A 16,882-nucleotide genomic window follows, 5' to 3' on the forward strand; every position below is an offset into this window, starting at 1 on the left:
ATCTCCTTACTTCGCTTCTAACTTTAGAGCGCTTGAGCGTTATTTGAAAACTCGAGCCACAAATAGGATGAGGTGGCTCGTTTTCGTTGAATCTAAGCGTATCTTGTCCATACACGATGAATTAGTGATGGCGTGTATTCGCAACAATTTCCTGATAGTTAGCTGGCATTGGTTCATATGGAACTTCATTCGCTGTTGGCTCAGAAGATTTCAATGCTTTTAATGCTGTACGGATTGAGAATATCGCGAGTAGCACGACAACGATCATAAAGAAAATTGTTAACCCAGCATCTAAACGGTTATTAAAAATCAACTGTGTTAGTTGCGACTCAGTATATTGCGATGGGATATTTCCACTATCAATCATTGCTTGGAACTTATTGGCTACAGCGAGGAAACCAACGCGCGCATCTTCACTGAATGTTTTTTCCCATCCTGCGGTCATTGTACAAATAAGCAACCATGCAGTAGGCACCAAAGCAACCCATGCGTAGCGTTGACGCTTCATTTTGAACAGGACTACAGCACAGAGCATTAAGGCCATACCTGCTAGCATTTGGTTTGCGATACCAAAAAGTGGCCAGAGTGTATTGATACCACCGAGTGGGTCAACAACACCTTGATGAAGGAAATACCCCCATGCAAGTACACATAATGCTGTTGCAATTAGGTTTGCAGGAAGTGAGTCGGTTCGTTTCAAAGAAGGTGAGATCACGCCTAATAAATCTTGTAGCATAAAGCGTGCCGCACGGGTTCCCGCATCGACAGCCGTTAAAATAAACAGCGCTTCAAACAAGATAGCGAAGTGATACCAAAACGACACATTCATTAAACCGCCGAGGGCGCCGTGTAAGATATAGGCCATGCCTACCGCCAGTGTTGGAGCTCCACCTGCTCGAGAAATAATGCTGTTTTCACCGACCTCATTGGCGATATTTGTTAGCTGCTCAGGTGTTATTTGGAAGCCCCAGCTACTGACAACTTGTGCAGCCGAAGCGACGACATCTTCAGTACCTGCAGGTGCTAACATCGCCATAGGGCTGTTCATGGCAAAATAGACACCGGGATCAATCACACAAGCGGCAACCAATGCCATAATCGCGACAAACGATTCCATTAACATGCCGCCATAGCCGATAAAGCAAGCTTGGTTCTCATTCGCAAGCATTTTGGGGGTTGTTCCTGATGAAATTAAAGCATGGAAACCAGAAACAGCACCACAAGCAATAGTAATAAATAAAAACGGGAACAGATCACCTGCCCAGACAGGGCCTGTGCCATCAATATATTTGGTCAGCGCTGGCATTTCTAAATTGGGGTTTAAAATAAGAATACCAATGGCTAACCCGATGATGGTACCAATCTTTAAAAAGGTAGAAAGGTAATCGCGAGGTGCCAGCAGTAGCCAAACAGGCAGAACTGCGGCAACAAACCCATATCCAACAAGCATCCATGTCAGTTGCACACCGGTATAGTCAAAATACGGTGCCCATGTTTCACTTTCGGCAACCCAGCCACCTGAAATAATTGCAAATACAAGGAATACCAGACCAATAATAGACACTTCACCAATACGACCAGGGCGAATATAACGGGTATATATTCCCATGAATATCGCAAGAGGAATGGTAAAGGCGACTGTATAGGTGCCCCATGGGCTGTGTGTAAGGGCTTTGACGACGATCATCGCAAGCACTGCAAGGATAATCACCATAATCATAAAGCAAGCGATAAGGGCTAAGATGCCCGCAGTATTCCCCATCTCTTCTTTGACCAATTCACCCAGTGAGCGGCCATCTCGACGAGTCGACACAAATAGCACCATAAAATCTTGAACCGCACCCGCTAATACGACCCCTGCTAGCAGCCATAACATGCCTGGCAGATACCCCATTTGAGCGGCTAATACCGGGCCTACCAGTGGTCCTGCTCCTGCAATTGCTGCAAAATGGTGACCGAAGAGAATTTTTTTATCTGTCGGAACGTAATCTAAGCCATCGTTATGACGGATAGAGGGTGTCATTCGTGTTGAATCGACTTGTAGTACCTTTTTAGCAATAAACAGTCCGTAATAACGATATGCGATTAAATAGACACAAACCGCTGCAACGACGATCCATAGCGCATTAATTTGCTCGCCTCGATTTAATGCGATATAACCGAGAGCAAAAGCGCCTAATATCGCTAGCACAATCCAAATTAATTGTTTACCCATAGCCATCCCATCCGTTTTATTATTAAGCCGTTTGCATTTTTGTATTTGCAGATTACTGACACATATAGCTAGAGTTAACGGAAAGGCAAGATAGCTAAAACGTGAAACCTAACAGTGAGTAAAAATAAATTTCATAACTGTTATTAATATCACTAAATAATAGCAGTTAACTGGATTTTATTTCGATTTCAGCTAGAGGGAAAGCGATTGATTTGTGAGAAATGCTATTTATTTTCTTTATATTGCTATTATACGCTGGTGTAGTTGGTGCATATAAAGAGCGAAATCATAGGCAGAGCTTGAAAGTCTATACCCTGCCTAGTTTGGCTTAATGGCTTCTGATCCGTTGGATGAGCTTTTTACCAAATAAGGTAATAATCAGCCCAAACATGATGAGTATCAACCCAGCAAATTGTATGCTATTTATATGCTCATCAAGGAATAATGCACTGCTGCTTAGGCCGAATACGGGCACCAACAGAGAAAAAGGAGCAACCCGCCAAGCTTCATAGCGACCTAATAGAACACCCCACAAACCATAACCCACAAAAGTAGATAGATAAGCAAGGTAAATGATGGTGCCAAATACTGGCCAATTAAAATCAGATAGGCCTTGTACAATGGCCTCTTCACCTTCAAATAGCCATGAGCTTATTAAGAAAGGGATAATAGGGATGAGAGCACTCCAACTGACCAAGGAGAGTGCACTGCATTTTTCCTCTTGCTGATTGTGCATAATCATCCTATTGGTGATATTACCACATGCCCATGAAAGCCCTGCGATTAGCGTAAAAGTTAATCCTAATAATGGAATATCATCCAAGCCACCGGCTGTTGCACCTTTAGCCAATATTGTTAGCCCAACGACGGCAATTAGCATTCCTATGAAATGGGTGGCTTGTAGAGATTCTTTTAAGATGACGGCACCTAAGAGTAAGGTGAAAAAGGCTTGGGATTGTAAAATAACGGATGTGACCCCAGCGGGCATACCGACACGAATGGCACAAAAGAGGAAAGCAAATTGACCAAAGCTAATCGTTAACCCATATAAGAGTAATAATTTGAAGGGGATCTTTGGGCGTTTAAAGAAAAAAATAGCGGGAAATGCCACGAATATAAAACGCAATGCCCCTAATAATAATGGTGGAAGCGCGGTAACGCCGAGCTTAATGATCACGAAGTTAACACCCCAAATGATAACCACACACAGGGCGAGTAATATATCTTTGAAGCTCATGCTACTCTCAATGGCTGTCGTAAGTGAAGCTTTCTACTCTACCTCTGGTTGTATAATTTCGCGATAGAAATTTTAATACAGTACAAATATGTAAATTTCTATTGTTGATTGCAGCTAATTTGTTATTTTTTATTACTTGAGTTGGGGAAATCGAGGATTTATAATGGTATTTCACTTCACGTTTTCAGGACGACCTGAATATGTACTCTAAACTGTTTGAAGTGCAGTAGAACGACAATAGAAGCATATAAACCGATACAATCGGGTTTAGTCGACAATACTGTAAGCCAAATATGGATGAGTGCACACGTTAATTAAATAATGGGGACGACCCCGGTTACATTCGGGAGAAAAGCAATGGCTTGGATCATCCTCTTATTTGCCGGTTTATTAGAAGTTGTTTGGGCCGTTGGCCTAAAATACACTCACGGTTTTACACGTCTTACCCCAAGTATTATTACAATCGTCGCGATTATTGCGAGTATGGGGCTATTAGCTTACGCAATGCGTGATTTGCCAGCAGGAACCGCTTATGCGATATGGACAGGTATTGGCGCTGTTGGTACGGCCATTGTCGGGATTATTTTCTTGGGTGAATCAGCCAATATATTCCGCTTACTTAGCCTTGGGTTAATTATTATTGGTTTAATTGGCTTAAAAGTTTCAAGCTAAAATAAATATGCTCGTCAATACGGGGGCAAATAGGCGCCCGTATTGACGGGAGATGATAAAGTTTCAATCAGTGAAAATGTGCCGAAAAATATAGACTAGATGTTTGTGTTCTTTAGTACGTTGAAGATCCCAAATTCGCCGTTATATTTCCAAATCCTGTAGAAATAATTTCCCTGAGACATTTATTCATTAGTCAACATGCTCTTTTTCGGGTTAGGTGCTAGGTGTTTTCACTTGTGTGCTCATTAACACTGCCTCTTTATCAGGAAGCTATGCTAGGTTTACTTACTTGGGTTCTCTTTTTTTATCAATAGCTTGATTGAAGTTAATCTCTTTATTTTGATTGCGAATATGCTCTTTGATTTCAATTTCTAGAATATTGAGATCCCCTGAGCGTATTTTATCTAATAGCACTTTGTGCTCATCAATAATTTCTTCCATAGGCTTGGTAAAGGTTGATATCCCAATGATAATGGTCAACTGCTTAGAGACGTTTTCCCATAATGCGGTTAGGGTATTGTTACCGCTTAATTGGCATAATGTTCGGTGGAAATTCACGTCACAAAGCGAGAATTCATAGCTATCCGCTAATTTTGCTGCTCGCGCCATTTGCACAATACACTGGTTTAACTGTTCGATAGATTGTGGATCTAAATGCTTATTTTTGGCGATAAAGGTTTTAATAGCCTGTCGTTCTAATAGAATTCTGACTTCGATCAGTTCATCCAGCCTCTCTTCTGAAACAGGGGCCATTCGAATGCCTTTAAATGGCTCATTAATCACGATCCCTTGGCTTTCTAATACTCTTAAGGCTTCTCTAACAGGAACACGGCTGACATTCATTTTTTCTGCAATTTCTTTTTCAACAATACGATCCCCTGGCAGGATAAATCCACGGGTTGCCGCCTCAACAATTTTATCTACCACATCATCAGTGAGTGTCCTTGCTTTGATTGGCTTCCAGTAATCTTCTTGCGAGGTGATTTTCTGCGATTGTTGCCCTTTTCCAACTGTCATGATGTTTAGCCTATTAAATTTGTTACTAATCAAAGAATTAATTGGTAGTTTATTGCGCCTTTAATGCATCAAAATTATCACATTGGCCAGCAATAAACCAATAAAAAACCCACTATTGCGATATTTTTTCGAGGGGGAGATAAACCCAGAATGGATCACATATTCAACAATTGAATATTGTATACAATCTTACAATGTTGTTAAATGCTTCAAATTCAGTTAAGCAAGAGAAGGAAAAGACATGAACAACATGCTTGAAGATATAAAAATTACTGAAATTGTTGCCGTGCCTTTATTTGGGGAGAGCCCAAAAGGGGGATGGTCCAATGAAATCAAACCAGAAGATTCGATCCACGCCATTATTGCGGTGCACACTGATGCTGGCATCACGGGGTACGGCAGCGTATTCACTGATGGTCGCTTAGTTGAAGCCGCCATCCCTGTACTAGCATCTTTATGTATTGGTGAAAGTGCATTACAGCCAGAAAGAGTGTCTGAAAAACTTAGACAAAATACATTTTGGATGGGGCGCGGGGGAACGTTAACACATACGATTAGCGGCATTGATATTGCATTGTGGGACATTTTAGGTAAAGCAACAGGACTCCCCGTAAGTACGTTACTTGGCGGTAATTATCGTTCCAAAGTACAGCCGTATTGCTCTTTACTCATGGAAGAACCAGAGACGATGTTTAACGTGATCTCTGATTATAAAAAGCTTGGTTTTAAAGCATTTAAAATTGGTTGGGGCCCATTTGGACGTAACAATGATGCCAAATTAGATAGAGCAATTGTTGAGGCAGCAAGGGATGCGGCAGGTTACGAATCACACTTGTTAGTTGATGCGGGCGCAAGTGATGCATATTGGCCAAATGGCTTGAAATGGGCAATCCAAACATCGCATATGTTAGCGGAATATCAAGTTGGTTGGTTTGAAGAAGCGTTACGTCCGGATGACCTTGAGGACTTTAAAGTGCTGCGTAAAGAAAGCCCAGTGTCGATTGCGGGTGGTGAAGTGTTAACCCGTCGTCAATCTTTCTTACCATGGCTCTCTCAGGGGGCATTCGATATTGTTCAACCTGACGTGACGAAAGTGGGCGGCATTTCAGAGCAACGCCGAATCGCATGGCTGGCTGATGAGTTTGGTGTTAAGTATGTTGGACACGGTTGGAATACCGCAATGGGGCTGGCGGCCGACTTACAAATGGCTGCAGCCTTCCCACAAGTGGATTTTGTCGAGTTTATCGGTGGTAGCCAATATATTGATGGCATTGTTAAAACACCATTTAAAGTGGATGAGCAAGGGTATTTAACGATCCCAAAATTACCGGGGCTTGGTATTGAGCTAGACATCGATAAATTAGCGAAATTCACAGTTAATCCAGAGCGTTTGTTTAAGTAACTTCATATACATAAGCCAGATAGTGACAACACTATCTGGTTTCCTCTCCTTATTAAAAGGTATGGTTACGATGAAAAATAAGAACAAAGGTACAAAAATAAGGTTTTCGATAGCGATATTAATGACGCTTGCGATTGTTATTAATTACTTAGATAGAACTGTTATGTCTGCAGCAGCACCGACTATCTCAGAAGAACTGCAAATTTCGCCAGAGATGATGGGATGGATAATGTCGGCGTTTTTCTTGAGTTATGCATTATGCCAAATACCAGCGGGTTTTATTGCGGATAAATATGGTCAAAGAAAAACGTTGGCAGGGTCTGTGTTGTGGTGGTCATTAGCAACGGCTGCCACAGCATTAGCCAAAACACCACTGAGTTTTATTTCCACGCGAATTCTAATGGGAATGGGGGAAGCGGGGGCATATCCATGTAATAGTGGTATTGCGGCAAAATGGTTTCCAGATCGTGAACGCGGCAGAATAACGGCATTATTTGATAGTGGTTCTAAGTTTGGAACAGCGTTCGCAATGCCATTAGTGGTGTGGATCATTGCAAAATGGGGCTGGGAATCAGCATTTATTATTTGCGGCGCATTAGGGGTTCTCTGGGTTTTTGCATGGTTAAAGGTATATCACGATCCTGAACAACACCCAAAAATTAGTGCTGAAGAACTTGCTTATATTCGTGATGGGCAAATTAAAAAAGATGGTATTGATAATATCCAGCCGATGAAGTGGTATCAGTTGATCCGTTATCGCAATGTACAAGCTATGTGTATCGGCTTCTTTATGTTGGACTACGCCATTTATTTCTTTATTACTTGGTTCCCTGCTTATTTAATGATGGAACGAGGCATGAGTTTAGAAGAAATGGGATTTGCTGCCATGTTACCACCACTATGTGGGATCGCAGGTCAATGGCTGGGTGGTTGGACGACAGATTATCTGTATATTAAATATAATAATATCAACCTTGCTCGTAAATTACCGATTGTGGGCGGCATGCTGATTGCAACCAGTATCGCATTTTCGGGGTTAGTTGAATCTGTTACTTTAATGATGTTTTTACTGTGCTTATCTTATGCGGCACTCGCATTTGCAGCCTCAGCAATATGGTCTTTACCAGGAGATGTTGCACCACGAAATATGACGTCGGTCTTAGGTGGAATGCAAAGCGCTGTTTCTAACTGTGGCGGTATTTTAGGACCTATTGTGACTGGATATATTATTGCAGCAACCGGTTCGTTTATTTGGGCATTAATTGTATCTGGTATTGCTTGTGCAATAGGGGCATTGGTTTATTTAGTGATGTTAAGAAATATTAAGCCGATTACGCCTGATAATGAATCGTTAGAAAAATCAAATTAAACAGCTATATTATTTAAAGTTAAGGTCATAATGTTTATTTTCGATAAGGAAATAGAGGCAAAAAACATTGCCTCAGGTACGCGACGTAAGTTGTTCCCTGGCAGTGAAAATATGATGATAGCAAGATTATCTTTCACAACCGGTACATCAGGTGACTTACACGCTCATCCACATGAACAAATGAGTTATATACTCAAAGGGAAATTTAGATATCAAGTGGGGCATGTGACTAAAGAAGTTGGAGAAGGCGATGTTGTTTATATTCCTTCAAATGAGAAACATCGCTGTGAATGTTTATCTAATGGTGAAATTTTAGATATATTCGTACCAATGAGAAAAGACTTTTTAGATAATTAAATCATTTTGCTAAATGATTAAAAATCTATTGATAAAATAGAGGGGATCTCGATGTCTAAAATTGGGATCTCCTCTCTATTTTTTAATAATTAAAATTGATCCATTAATTACATGATAAAAAACACAACCAGTAATAATCAAAGCAGTTTTATCATTGAGGGAAATACACTAACGTGATATCTCAGATATGTTATTTTTCTTTTTTATTGATTTTTCGCTGATTCAAGACAACAAGTCAAACATAAAAAAGTAAGCATAAAAATGGGGATAATCATAAACGGTGAATAAGGTGAATATTGTCTGGTAATCTTGCCGATAATAGATGTAGCAATTAACTTAACAGGAATGCGGCACCTTATTAATTAAATCTCTCAGTAGGTTGAGAAGGCTGTTACATCTGTTATCAATGAGACTCTGTAACAGGGAGCAAAAGAATAGGATGATGCTCTTATTTATTGGGCCATTTCCCGAGAATTGGTGAGAAAAATAATAGCCCAAGATGTTGAGTGCCAATAGGACACCCTAGTGTTGGGTTAAGCCGTTGCGTCGAACATATTGATTTACGCAATAGTGGATAATACAGGTATCGCCAAATCTAGTTCGGATAGCACCATGTAGGGTAATCATTCATGCCATAGCAGATTTATTGAAATCGCTAGTTTTGATAAAGAAACGGTCATTACAGTAACCAGAGAGCGGCTTAATAACGTGGAAATAGAAAGGGAGATGAGAGGCAGTATAATGAAAAATCCCTCATAGCGGTGAGGCATATGAGGGATCAGTAAAGCTGTTACAGAGCAATGACACCAATAATAGCGATCACGCTAATAATCGCCGCACCACCATAAAATACCCATTTTGATGCTGGGACATGCACTTTAAAGTCGTGCAGTGTGTGGTGAATACGGTGCATAGCGCACCATACTGGTAGAATTATCATGAGCAGTAAGAAAATACGCCCGATAAAACTTTGGCAGAATGCGACAATACGCTCATAGCTTAGCATTTCAGGTGCAACACCTAATGGGATTAATATTCCCAAGAGAATGATGATAGCAGGTCCAACAATGGCACTCCACATACCACCGGCACCAAATAATCCCCAGAAAACCGGTTCATCGGAACGTTTAGGCGTTAGATTCATCAGATCCTCCGTTGATTAAAATAGCAGTGCGATCGCTAAAATCGCTGCCGTAACTAAGATCGTTAATGCCCAAAAACCTTTAACAATTGGCTCTTGTGACATTTTTTTATCACCAACGATAATACTGACGGCTTTTGGAGCTAGATTAAACCATGTTGTGGTATGAAGTAGCGTCGCAGCCAGTGTAATAATGTTGATAATAATGACGATTGGATTACTTAAAAATCCAACAAAGCTTGCCCAAGATTCTGGACCACCTTTTAATGCGAATACGCCGAATAACACTAAAAGGCTAAACCATAGCTGAAGAACGGAGGTACTTTCACGTACGATGTAAAAGCGGTAGAAACCTAACTTTTGCCACCAGTCGCCCTTCATTTCCCTTACATAGGGTTTACGTTTTGTAGTCATGACTTCAATTCTCCTTATCGTGGCTTCAGCATGGCGATAATAAAGTCTTGCGCGCTGGCTGCTTTCGCTTGCTGGATTGCAGCTGCTGGGTCAACATGCTTAGGACAGACTTCAGAGCAGTAGCCTACAAATGTACAGCTCCAGACACCATCATCACCGTTCAATAATGGCATGCGTTCTTTTGCTCCGTGGTCACGGTTATCTAAGTTGTAGCGCTCAGCCAAGGTAATTGCAGCAGGACCAACAAATTCAGGATTCAAACCAAACTGTGGGCATGCGGCATAGCACAAGCCACAGTTAATGCATCCAGAGAACTGATGGTATTTTGCCATCTGTGCCGGAGTCTGCTTATTCGGACCTTCTGAAGGCTTACGATCGTTACCAATGATATAAGGCTTGATAGCTTCTAAGCGCTCAATAAAGTGAGTCATATCAACCACCAGATCACGCTCGATCGGGAAGTTGCCTAGCGGTTCTACCTTCAACCCTTCAGGGTAGTCACGTAGGAAAGTTTTGCACGCTAGTTTGGGAACATTATCAACCATCATGCCGCAAGAACCACAAATCGCCATACGGCAAGACCAGCGATAAGACAGATCAGGCGCAAGGTTATCTTTGATATAACCTAAAGCATCCAGCAATGAGGTTTGCTCATCATAAGGGACATCATATGCCACTAAATGGGGCTCATTATCCGTTTCAGGATTGTAGCGCATGATCTCCATTTTTAAGTGTTTCATATCATCCATTAGCTTGCTCCTTGTTTGCCTTCTCTTGAGCTTCAGCTTCTGCACCATAAACACGTTTTGCTGGCTGAGATTTAGTAATCTTCACATCACTGTATTCAAGACGAGGTGCGCCTTCTGGGTTATAGAATGCCAATGTGTGTTTTAAGAAATTCACATCATCACGTTCAGTGCAGCCTTCGTCGAGACGTTGGTGTGCACCACGAGACTCTTTTCGATTGAGTGCGGAGTGTGCCATACATTCGGCAACATCTAAGCCAAATCCAAGCTCAATGGTATACAACAGATCGGTATTGAAAACGCTGCTATGGTCGGTAATTTCAACGTGTTTAAAGCGCTCTTTCAACTCTGCAATCTTATCAATGGTTTTTTGCATTAATTCAGGGGTACGGTAAATACCGCAGCCTTCTTCCATTGACATACCCATTTCATCACGGATTTTCGCCCAACTTTCTTTACCTTTTTGGTTGAGAAGTTTGTTCAGATTATCTTCGATATCACGAGTACGTGCTTCAATAGCATTTGCATTCGCTGGGGTTGCTTCTGCTGCATGTTTTGCGGCTTGCTCACCCGCTAAGCGACCGAATACAACAAGCTCAGCTAATGAGTTAGAGCCTAAACGGTTTGCACCGTGGAGACCGACAGAAGAACATTCGCCAACAGCAAATAAGCCTTTGATGCGAGTTTCACAGTTTTGATCTGTTTCGATCCCCCCCATCGTATAGTGAGCGGTCGGACGAACAGGAATTGGATCAGTGACTGGGTCAACACCGACATAAGCTTTTGCTAGTTCGCAAATGAAAGGTAGGCGTTCATGTAGTTTTTCTGCACCAAGATGACGTAAATCTAGATAGACAACATCACCACGATGGGTACTAATTGTGCGGCCAGCACGCCATTCATGCCAGAACGCTTGTGAAACTTTGTCACGAGGACCGAGTTCCATATATTTGTTTTCAGGTTTACCGAGTGGCGTTTCGGGGCCCATTCCGTAATCCTGTAGATAGCGATAGCCATCTTTATTGACAAGAATACCGCCTTCGCCGCGGCAACCTTCTGTCATTAAGATACCAGAACCAGGTAGGCCAGTTGGGTGATATTGAACAAACTCCATATCACGCAGTGGTACGCCATGTCGGAAAGCCATGCCCATACCATCACCAGTTACAATACCACCATTAGTATTATAGCGGTAAACACGTCCAGCACCGCCAGTTGCCATGACGATAGAATTGGCACGGATTTGAACCTTTGTGCCTTCCATCATGTTGAGTGCGACAAGACCGCGAACTTGGCCTTCATCGACGATGATATCTAGGACAAAATGTTCGTCAAAGCGTTGAATTTGAGGATATTTTAATGAGGTTTGGAAGAGGGTATGGAGCATATGGAAGCCAGTTTTATCGGCTGCAAACCATGTACGTTCAATTTTCATACCGCCAAAACGACGGACGTTAACTGAACCATCTGGTTTACGGCTCCATGGACAGCCCCATAGTTCCAGTTGAGTCATTTCTGTTGGGCAGTGTTCGACGAAATATTCGACGACATCTTGCTCACACAGCCAGTCTCCACCAGCAACCGTATCATTAAAATGATAGTCATAGGAGTCATGGGCCTGAGTTACTGCGGCTGATCCCCCCTCGGCAGCCACGGTATGGCTACGCATAGGGTAAACTTTTGAGATCAGAGCAATCTTGATGTTGGGATTTGCTTCTGCGGCAGCAATCGCTGCACGTAAGCCTGCGCCCCCGGCCCCGATAATCGCTAGATCGGCATTGAAGGTTTGCACTGCGCTTCTCCATTGTTCAAGTGTAAATTGATAAATTCTTTTAAATACTTTTGATACTTAGCTATCTGCTTGTCAGTGCCACGTAATGTGATACTGCAAAAACTCTCTTTTTTAATAGTAAATAATATAATAGCTAATAATGACTTATCATGCTTTGAATTATAGCGAATAGTCCTCATGATAAATTTGATATAGAGGGGGGTTTTAGGTGATTTAGCCTATAAAATGTGATCTATGCCAAGTTTTTATTAATTGTTTTTTCATACGTGGCATTTTAAGTATGGTGATGAGTAAAAAAAACATAAATTCAAATAATTACCATCATCTTTAGCAAAATGGATGGAGGGGAAATCTATTTGTACGATTGGGAATCGACTGGCCTAAAGAGAATAATAACAAAAATGTTGTTAGCTTGTATTTTTTGTCCTAAAGATTTACACAAAAATTAAATACAGTATGTTTGTGCTGTTATTTCTGACGTTTCCTTTCACGAAATAATAACCTATTTGTTTATTAATAATGAATGTCATTTATAACATCAGGTTAACATCATATTAGAAATAATCATGATTGCTTTCTCAAGTTGACTTAAGGATTAATGGTATAAAAACGTTTTTTTGCTTAATCGATTGAAGCCGAGGATAATCACGCATTATTTCGCTCACCTTGCTATATTTTTGTTTGTCTACAGCGATTATTACGGCAGCTTATACATCAATTACATTTGATTAGTGCGAATGGATTGTTTGTCAGGCAAGAGGTGAGTAAACTGCACGACTGTGTTTATTTTGGAGTTATATTAATGAGTGAAGTAGCGGACTGGCAGCCAAGCGCACCCATCGCTAACCTACTACAGCGAGCAAAAATCATCGCTGAAATTAGACGTTTTTTTACAGAGCGCTGTGTGCTTGAGGTTGAAACTCCTGCCATGAGTCAGGCGACCATCACAGATATTCACCTTGTACCTTTTAATACCCGCTTTGTGGGGCCCGGTGCAGCACAAGGGATCGATCTCTATTTGATGACCAGCCCCGAATACCACATGAAACGTTTATTGGCAGCGGGCAGTGGACCAATCTACCAACTCTGTCGTAGTTTTCGTAATGAGGAAGCAGGGAGACACCACAACCCTGAGTTCACGATGCTTGAATGGTATCGTCCACATTATGATATGTACCGTTTAATTAATGAAGTGGATGACTTGCTTCAACAGGTGCTGGATTGTGAAAGTGCTGAATTACTTTCTTATCAACAAGCCTTTTTACGTCATTTAGATATCGACCCTCTCTCGGCAGAAAAAAGCGAGTTAAAAGAAGTCGCTGCTCGGTTGGATTTGAGTAATGTCGCTGAGCACGAAGAAGATAAAGATACACTGTTGCAACTGTTATTTACGATGGGCGTAGAGCCTCATATCGGTAAAGAAAAACCAGTTGTGGTGTATCATTTTCCTGCAACTCAAGCATCTTTAGCAGAAATTAGTACTGAAGATCATCGTGTTGCAGAACGTTTTGAAGTTTATTTTAAAGGTATGGAATTGGCGAATGGCTTTCGTGAATTAACCGACGCGAAAGAGCAACGCCAGCGTTTTGAGCAAGATAACCGTCGACGTGCAGCCTTGGGGTTGCCTGTTCATCCAATTGATGAGCATTTGCTTGCTGCGCTAACCCATGGCTTACCTGAGTGCTCTGGTGTGGCTCTTGGCGTCGATCGTTTGATTATGATAGCGTTAAAGGCTGAAAAGATCAGTGATGTGATTGCTTTCCCTGTCACAATTGCTTAACAGTGTAGATTGCAGCCAAAGGGCTGCAATCTGCTTTTTAGTGATTATGGATGCTGTTTCTGTTTTTGGAGAAACTGTACACCTAAGTCAGGGAAATCAGTGAATGCACCATCTACGTCAGCTTGATTGTAGATAATATCAAAGAGTTGTTGTCCATCCTTAGCGTATTTTGGCAATTTATCGACCCGGATAGTATAAGGGTGTACCGCCATATTATTGGCATGGGCATCTTTTACCATACCCGTTAGCTTAATATTGTTAGGTGTTGAATCTTCACTAACCAACATATGGTAGTCAGGACCAATACCATCTGCATATTTAGCGACTTCCTTCATTGAGCCGGGTTTAAACATCCAATCATAACTATAGTTAACCCAAGTTCCATCTGGTTTCTGTTCTTGTGTTTCGTTCCAGTCAGTGTAGGCAATCAGCTGGATAAGTTTTAAATTCATCCCCATTTCAGGCATTAAGGTGTTCTTAATACGCTTGAGTTCATTTGCATCAAAGCATTGAAGGTAAACATTCGAGTTTTTATCGGTATAACCATACTGTTTCAAGACTTCGAGTGTTTTTTTCGTAATATCTTTGCCTTCTTGCTGGTGGAACCAAGGGGCTTTAATTTCAGGGTAGATACCAATATTTTTCCCTGTCGATTTATTCAGACCTTGAACAAATTCGATTTCTTCTTGGAAGGTATGGATCCGAAAATCAGATTTGCCCATGGGGAAGCGGTTAGGATAGCTCTGAACCTTCTTGCCATCGACAATATTAAACCCTTCAGTGAACTTTAATGATTTGATTTCATCAAGAGTAAAGTCGATAGCATAATAGCGGCCGTCTTGACGTGCTCGATTAGGAAAACGCTCAGCGACGTCTGTCACGCGATCAAGGTAATGGTCATGAAGTACCACTAACTCATTGTCTTTAGTCATGACTAAATCTTGTTCAAGAAAGTCAGCGCCTTGCGCATAAGCCATCGCTTTTGCTGGTAATGTATGTTCTGGTAGATAACCACTGGCACCACGGTGTGCGATCACGACTTTCTCGGCGGCTTGTGCCACCGCTGAAGCTGACATCACTAAAACCATACTTGCCACCAATGTTTTTAATGGGAAGTGCATGATTGTATCTCCTTGTCACTTTTTTGGTAAAAAAAGGGCTATATCGTTTTTTGATATAGCCCAGAGCTTAGTGCGTTAACGTGAATCTTTAATGAAGTGTTAGTTCATTTTCGCTAATTCACGTTTGTGTTTAGATTCGCTAATCATCACAATAAAGAGTAAAACTACAGCGAGTGCAGAGCCACCGATCATGACGGCAAAGCCACCATCCCAACCGAAGTAGTCAACGGTATAACCAACGATAGCACTTGCCGCAACGGAGCCACCAAGGTAGCCAAATAGACCCGTAAAGCCAGCAGCAGTCCCCGCTGCTTTTTTCGGTGCAAGTTCAAGGGCATGTAGACCAATCAACATAACAGGGCCGTAGATTAAGAAGCCGATGATTAGCATACAAGCCATATCAACATTTGGGTTACCAGCAGGGTTCAGCCAGAATACAATCGTAGCAATTGTAACTAAGAGCATGAAGAAGACGCCTGTTGCTCCGCGGTTACCACGGAACACTTTGTCCGACATCCAACCACAGATCAACGTACCCGGAATACCTGCATATTCGTATAGGAAATAGGCCCAAGAGGATTTATCCATTGCAAAGTGTTTCACTTCACGTAGATAGGTAGGTGACCAATCAAGCACACCGTAACGTAATAGGTAAACAAAGACGTTAGCAATTGCGATCATCCATAACAGTTTGTTCGGGAACACATACTTCATGAAGATCTCTTTTGCCGTTAACTCTTTTTCATCTGACTCTTTGTAGTCAGGTGGATAGTCATTTTTATACTCTTCGATTGGTGGTAAACCACATGATTGCGGCGTATCACGCATGAGAGCAAAAGCAATCATTGCAACAAGGATTGCTGCGAATGCTGGCATATACAGAGCCGCTTTCCAATCGTTGAACCATGCCATACCTAGCATAAATAGTAGAGGAGGAATACCACCCCCTACGTTATGAGCACAGTTCCAAACAGAAACAATACCTCCACGTTCTTTTTGTGACCACCAGTGAACCATGGTACGACCACAAGGAGGCCAGCCCATACCTTGGAACCAACCACATAGGAACAGCAACGCGAACATGACCATGATGCTAGAGGTTGCCCATGGTACAAAGCCCATGATGAGCATGACGACTGCGGCAAGGATTAGGCCTGCCGGTAAGAATACCCGTGGGTTAGAGCGGTCTGATACAGACCCCATAATAAATTTAGAAAAACCGTACGCGATAGAGATCCCTGATAATGCAAAGCCCAGATCGCCTTTGGAAAAGCCTTGTTCAACAAGGTAAGGCATCGCTAAGGCGAAGTTTTTTCTTACCAAATAATAGGCTGCATAACCAAAGAAAATTCCCATGAAGATTTGCCAGCGTAGTCGGCGATAGACTGGATCTATCTTTTCTGCTGGCAACCTCGATATATGAGGTGCTGGCTTAAAAATGCTTAACATATAGCCTCCGATGGCTTATTAATCGTTATTTACTCTTATCTCTTATATTTCTATATAAAAGACTGTGAGTGTTTATTCTTGATAGAGTGATAAAAACGAAAGTATTCGAATTTAATTTCGAGCAATTTCTTTCATAAGTGCTCTTATGATAGTCATAAAAAAACATTCTA

General features: G+C 41.7%; 14 protein-coding genes. 5 read left to right on the forward strand and 9 right to left on the reverse strand.

The window, feature by feature from the left end; translation table 11 throughout:
- Window positions 1–121: 121 nt before the first annotated feature.
- Together cstA and PR675_RS16850 are read right to left on the reverse strand one after the other, a co-directional pair.
- The gene (gene cstA, locus PR675_RS16845; protein WP_014657510.1) at window positions 122–2,215 is read right to left on the reverse strand and encodes a pyruvate/proton symporter CstA; all 2,094 of its coding nucleotides are present in this window, start codon (window positions 2,213–2,215) and stop codon (window positions 122–124) included.
- A gap of 328 nt (window positions 2,216–2,543) precedes the next feature.
- Window positions 2,544–3,452, reverse strand: coding sequence for an EamA family transporter (locus tag PR675_RS16850; protein WP_053109823.1), 909 nt, complete (start codon window positions 3,450–3,452; stop codon window positions 2,544–2,546).
- Between the two features lie 357 nt (window positions 3,453–3,809).
- On the opposite strand from PR675_RS16850, the gene sugE reads away from it, so the two are divergent.
- On the forward strand, window positions 3,810–4,124 hold the full coding sequence (gene sugE / locus PR675_RS16855) for a quaternary ammonium compound efflux SMR transporter SugE (RefSeq protein WP_014657512.1): 315 nt from the start codon (window positions 3,810–3,812) through the stop codon (window positions 4,122–4,124).
- A gap of 285 nt (window positions 4,125–4,409) precedes the next feature.
- Here the strand turns inward: sugE and PR675_RS16860 are convergent, their stop codons facing one another.
- Window positions 4,410–5,141, reverse strand: coding sequence for a GntR family transcriptional regulator (locus PR675_RS16860; protein WP_004925825.1), 732 nt, complete (start codon window positions 5,139–5,141; stop codon window positions 4,410–4,412).
- Window positions 5,142–5,382: 241 nt separating this feature from the next.
- On the opposite strand from PR675_RS16860, the gene PR675_RS16865 reads away from it, so the two are divergent.
- The 3 genes from PR675_RS16865 to PR675_RS16875 all read left to right on the forward strand — a co-directional run bounded on the left by PR675_RS16865 (window position 5,383) and on the right by PR675_RS16875 (window position 8,269).
- Entirely contained in the window at window positions 5,383–6,543 is a 1,161-nt protein-coding gene (locus tag PR675_RS16865) for a mandelate racemase/muconate lactonizing enzyme family protein (protein WP_060560752.1), read from the forward strand.
- A gap of 70 nt (window positions 6,544–6,613) precedes the next feature.
- Entirely contained in the window at window positions 6,614–7,912 is a 1,299-nt protein-coding gene (locus PR675_RS16870) for an MFS transporter (RefSeq protein ID WP_014657513.1), read from the forward strand.
- Between the two features lie 30 nt (window positions 7,913–7,942).
- A complete protein-coding gene (locus PR675_RS16875) occupies window positions 7,943–8,269 on the forward strand; it encodes a cupin domain-containing protein (RefSeq protein ID WP_060560751.1) in 327 nt (108 codons plus the stop codon).
- Window positions 8,270–9,059: 790 nt separating this feature from the next.
- Here PR675_RS16875 and frdD read toward each other — a convergent pair.
- Genes frdD through frdA form a run of 4 tightly spaced genes read right to left on the reverse strand, consistent with a single transcriptional unit; the run spans window position 9,060 to window position 12,362 of the window.
- Window positions 9,060–9,413, reverse strand: coding sequence for a fumarate reductase subunit FrdD (gene frdD, locus PR675_RS16880; protein ID WP_004925804.1), 354 nt, complete (start codon window positions 9,411–9,413; stop codon window positions 9,060–9,062).
- A gap of 15 nt (window positions 9,414–9,428) precedes the next feature.
- Window positions 9,429–9,824: a fumarate reductase subunit FrdC gene (frdC, locus tag PR675_RS16885; RefSeq protein ID WP_004925800.1), complete on the reverse strand. Its 396-nt coding sequence runs from the start codon at window positions 9,822–9,824 to the stop codon at window positions 9,429–9,431.
- 14 nt (window positions 9,825–9,838) lie between these two features.
- The gene (locus PR675_RS16890; RefSeq protein WP_004925796.1) at window positions 9,839–10,573 is read right to left on the reverse strand and encodes a succinate dehydrogenase/fumarate reductase iron-sulfur subunit; all 735 of its coding nucleotides are present in this window, start codon (window positions 10,571–10,573) and stop codon (window positions 9,839–9,841) included.
- Window positions 10,566–12,362, reverse strand: a complete 1,797-nt coding sequence (frdA, locus tag PR675_RS16895) for a fumarate reductase (quinol) flavoprotein subunit (protein WP_004925792.1) — start codon at window positions 12,360–12,362, stop codon at window positions 10,566–10,568. Before frdA ends, PR675_RS16890 begins: the two co-directional genes overlap by 8 nt.
- A gap of 802 nt (window positions 12,363–13,164) precedes the next feature.
- Here frdA and epmA point away from each other — a divergent pair.
- Window positions 13,165–14,142 (forward strand): elongation factor P--(R)-beta-lysine ligase, encoded by a 978-nt coding sequence (epmA, locus tag PR675_RS16900; RefSeq protein WP_004925785.1) that lies wholly within the window; start codon window positions 13,165–13,167, stop codon window positions 14,140–14,142.
- Between the two features lie 44 nt (window positions 14,143–14,186).
- Here the strand turns inward: epmA and glpQ are convergent, their stop codons facing one another.
- Together glpQ and glpT are read right to left on the reverse strand one after the other, a co-directional pair.
- A complete protein-coding gene (glpQ, locus tag PR675_RS16905) occupies window positions 14,187–15,263 on the reverse strand; it encodes a glycerophosphodiester phosphodiesterase (protein ID WP_014657516.1) in 1,077 nt (358 codons plus the stop codon).
- Between the two features lie 99 nt (window positions 15,264–15,362).
- Window positions 15,363–16,712 (reverse strand): glycerol-3-phosphate transporter, encoded by a 1,350-nt coding sequence (gene glpT / locus PR675_RS16910; protein WP_004925781.1) that lies wholly within the window; start codon window positions 16,710–16,712, stop codon window positions 15,363–15,365.
- Between the last annotated feature and the right edge of the window lie 170 nt (window positions 16,713–16,882).

It is taken from the genome of Providencia sp. PROV261 (genome assembly GCF_028477945.1).
Lineage (GTDB): Bacteria > Pseudomonadota > Gammaproteobacteria > Enterobacterales > Enterobacteriaceae > Providencia > Providencia stuartii.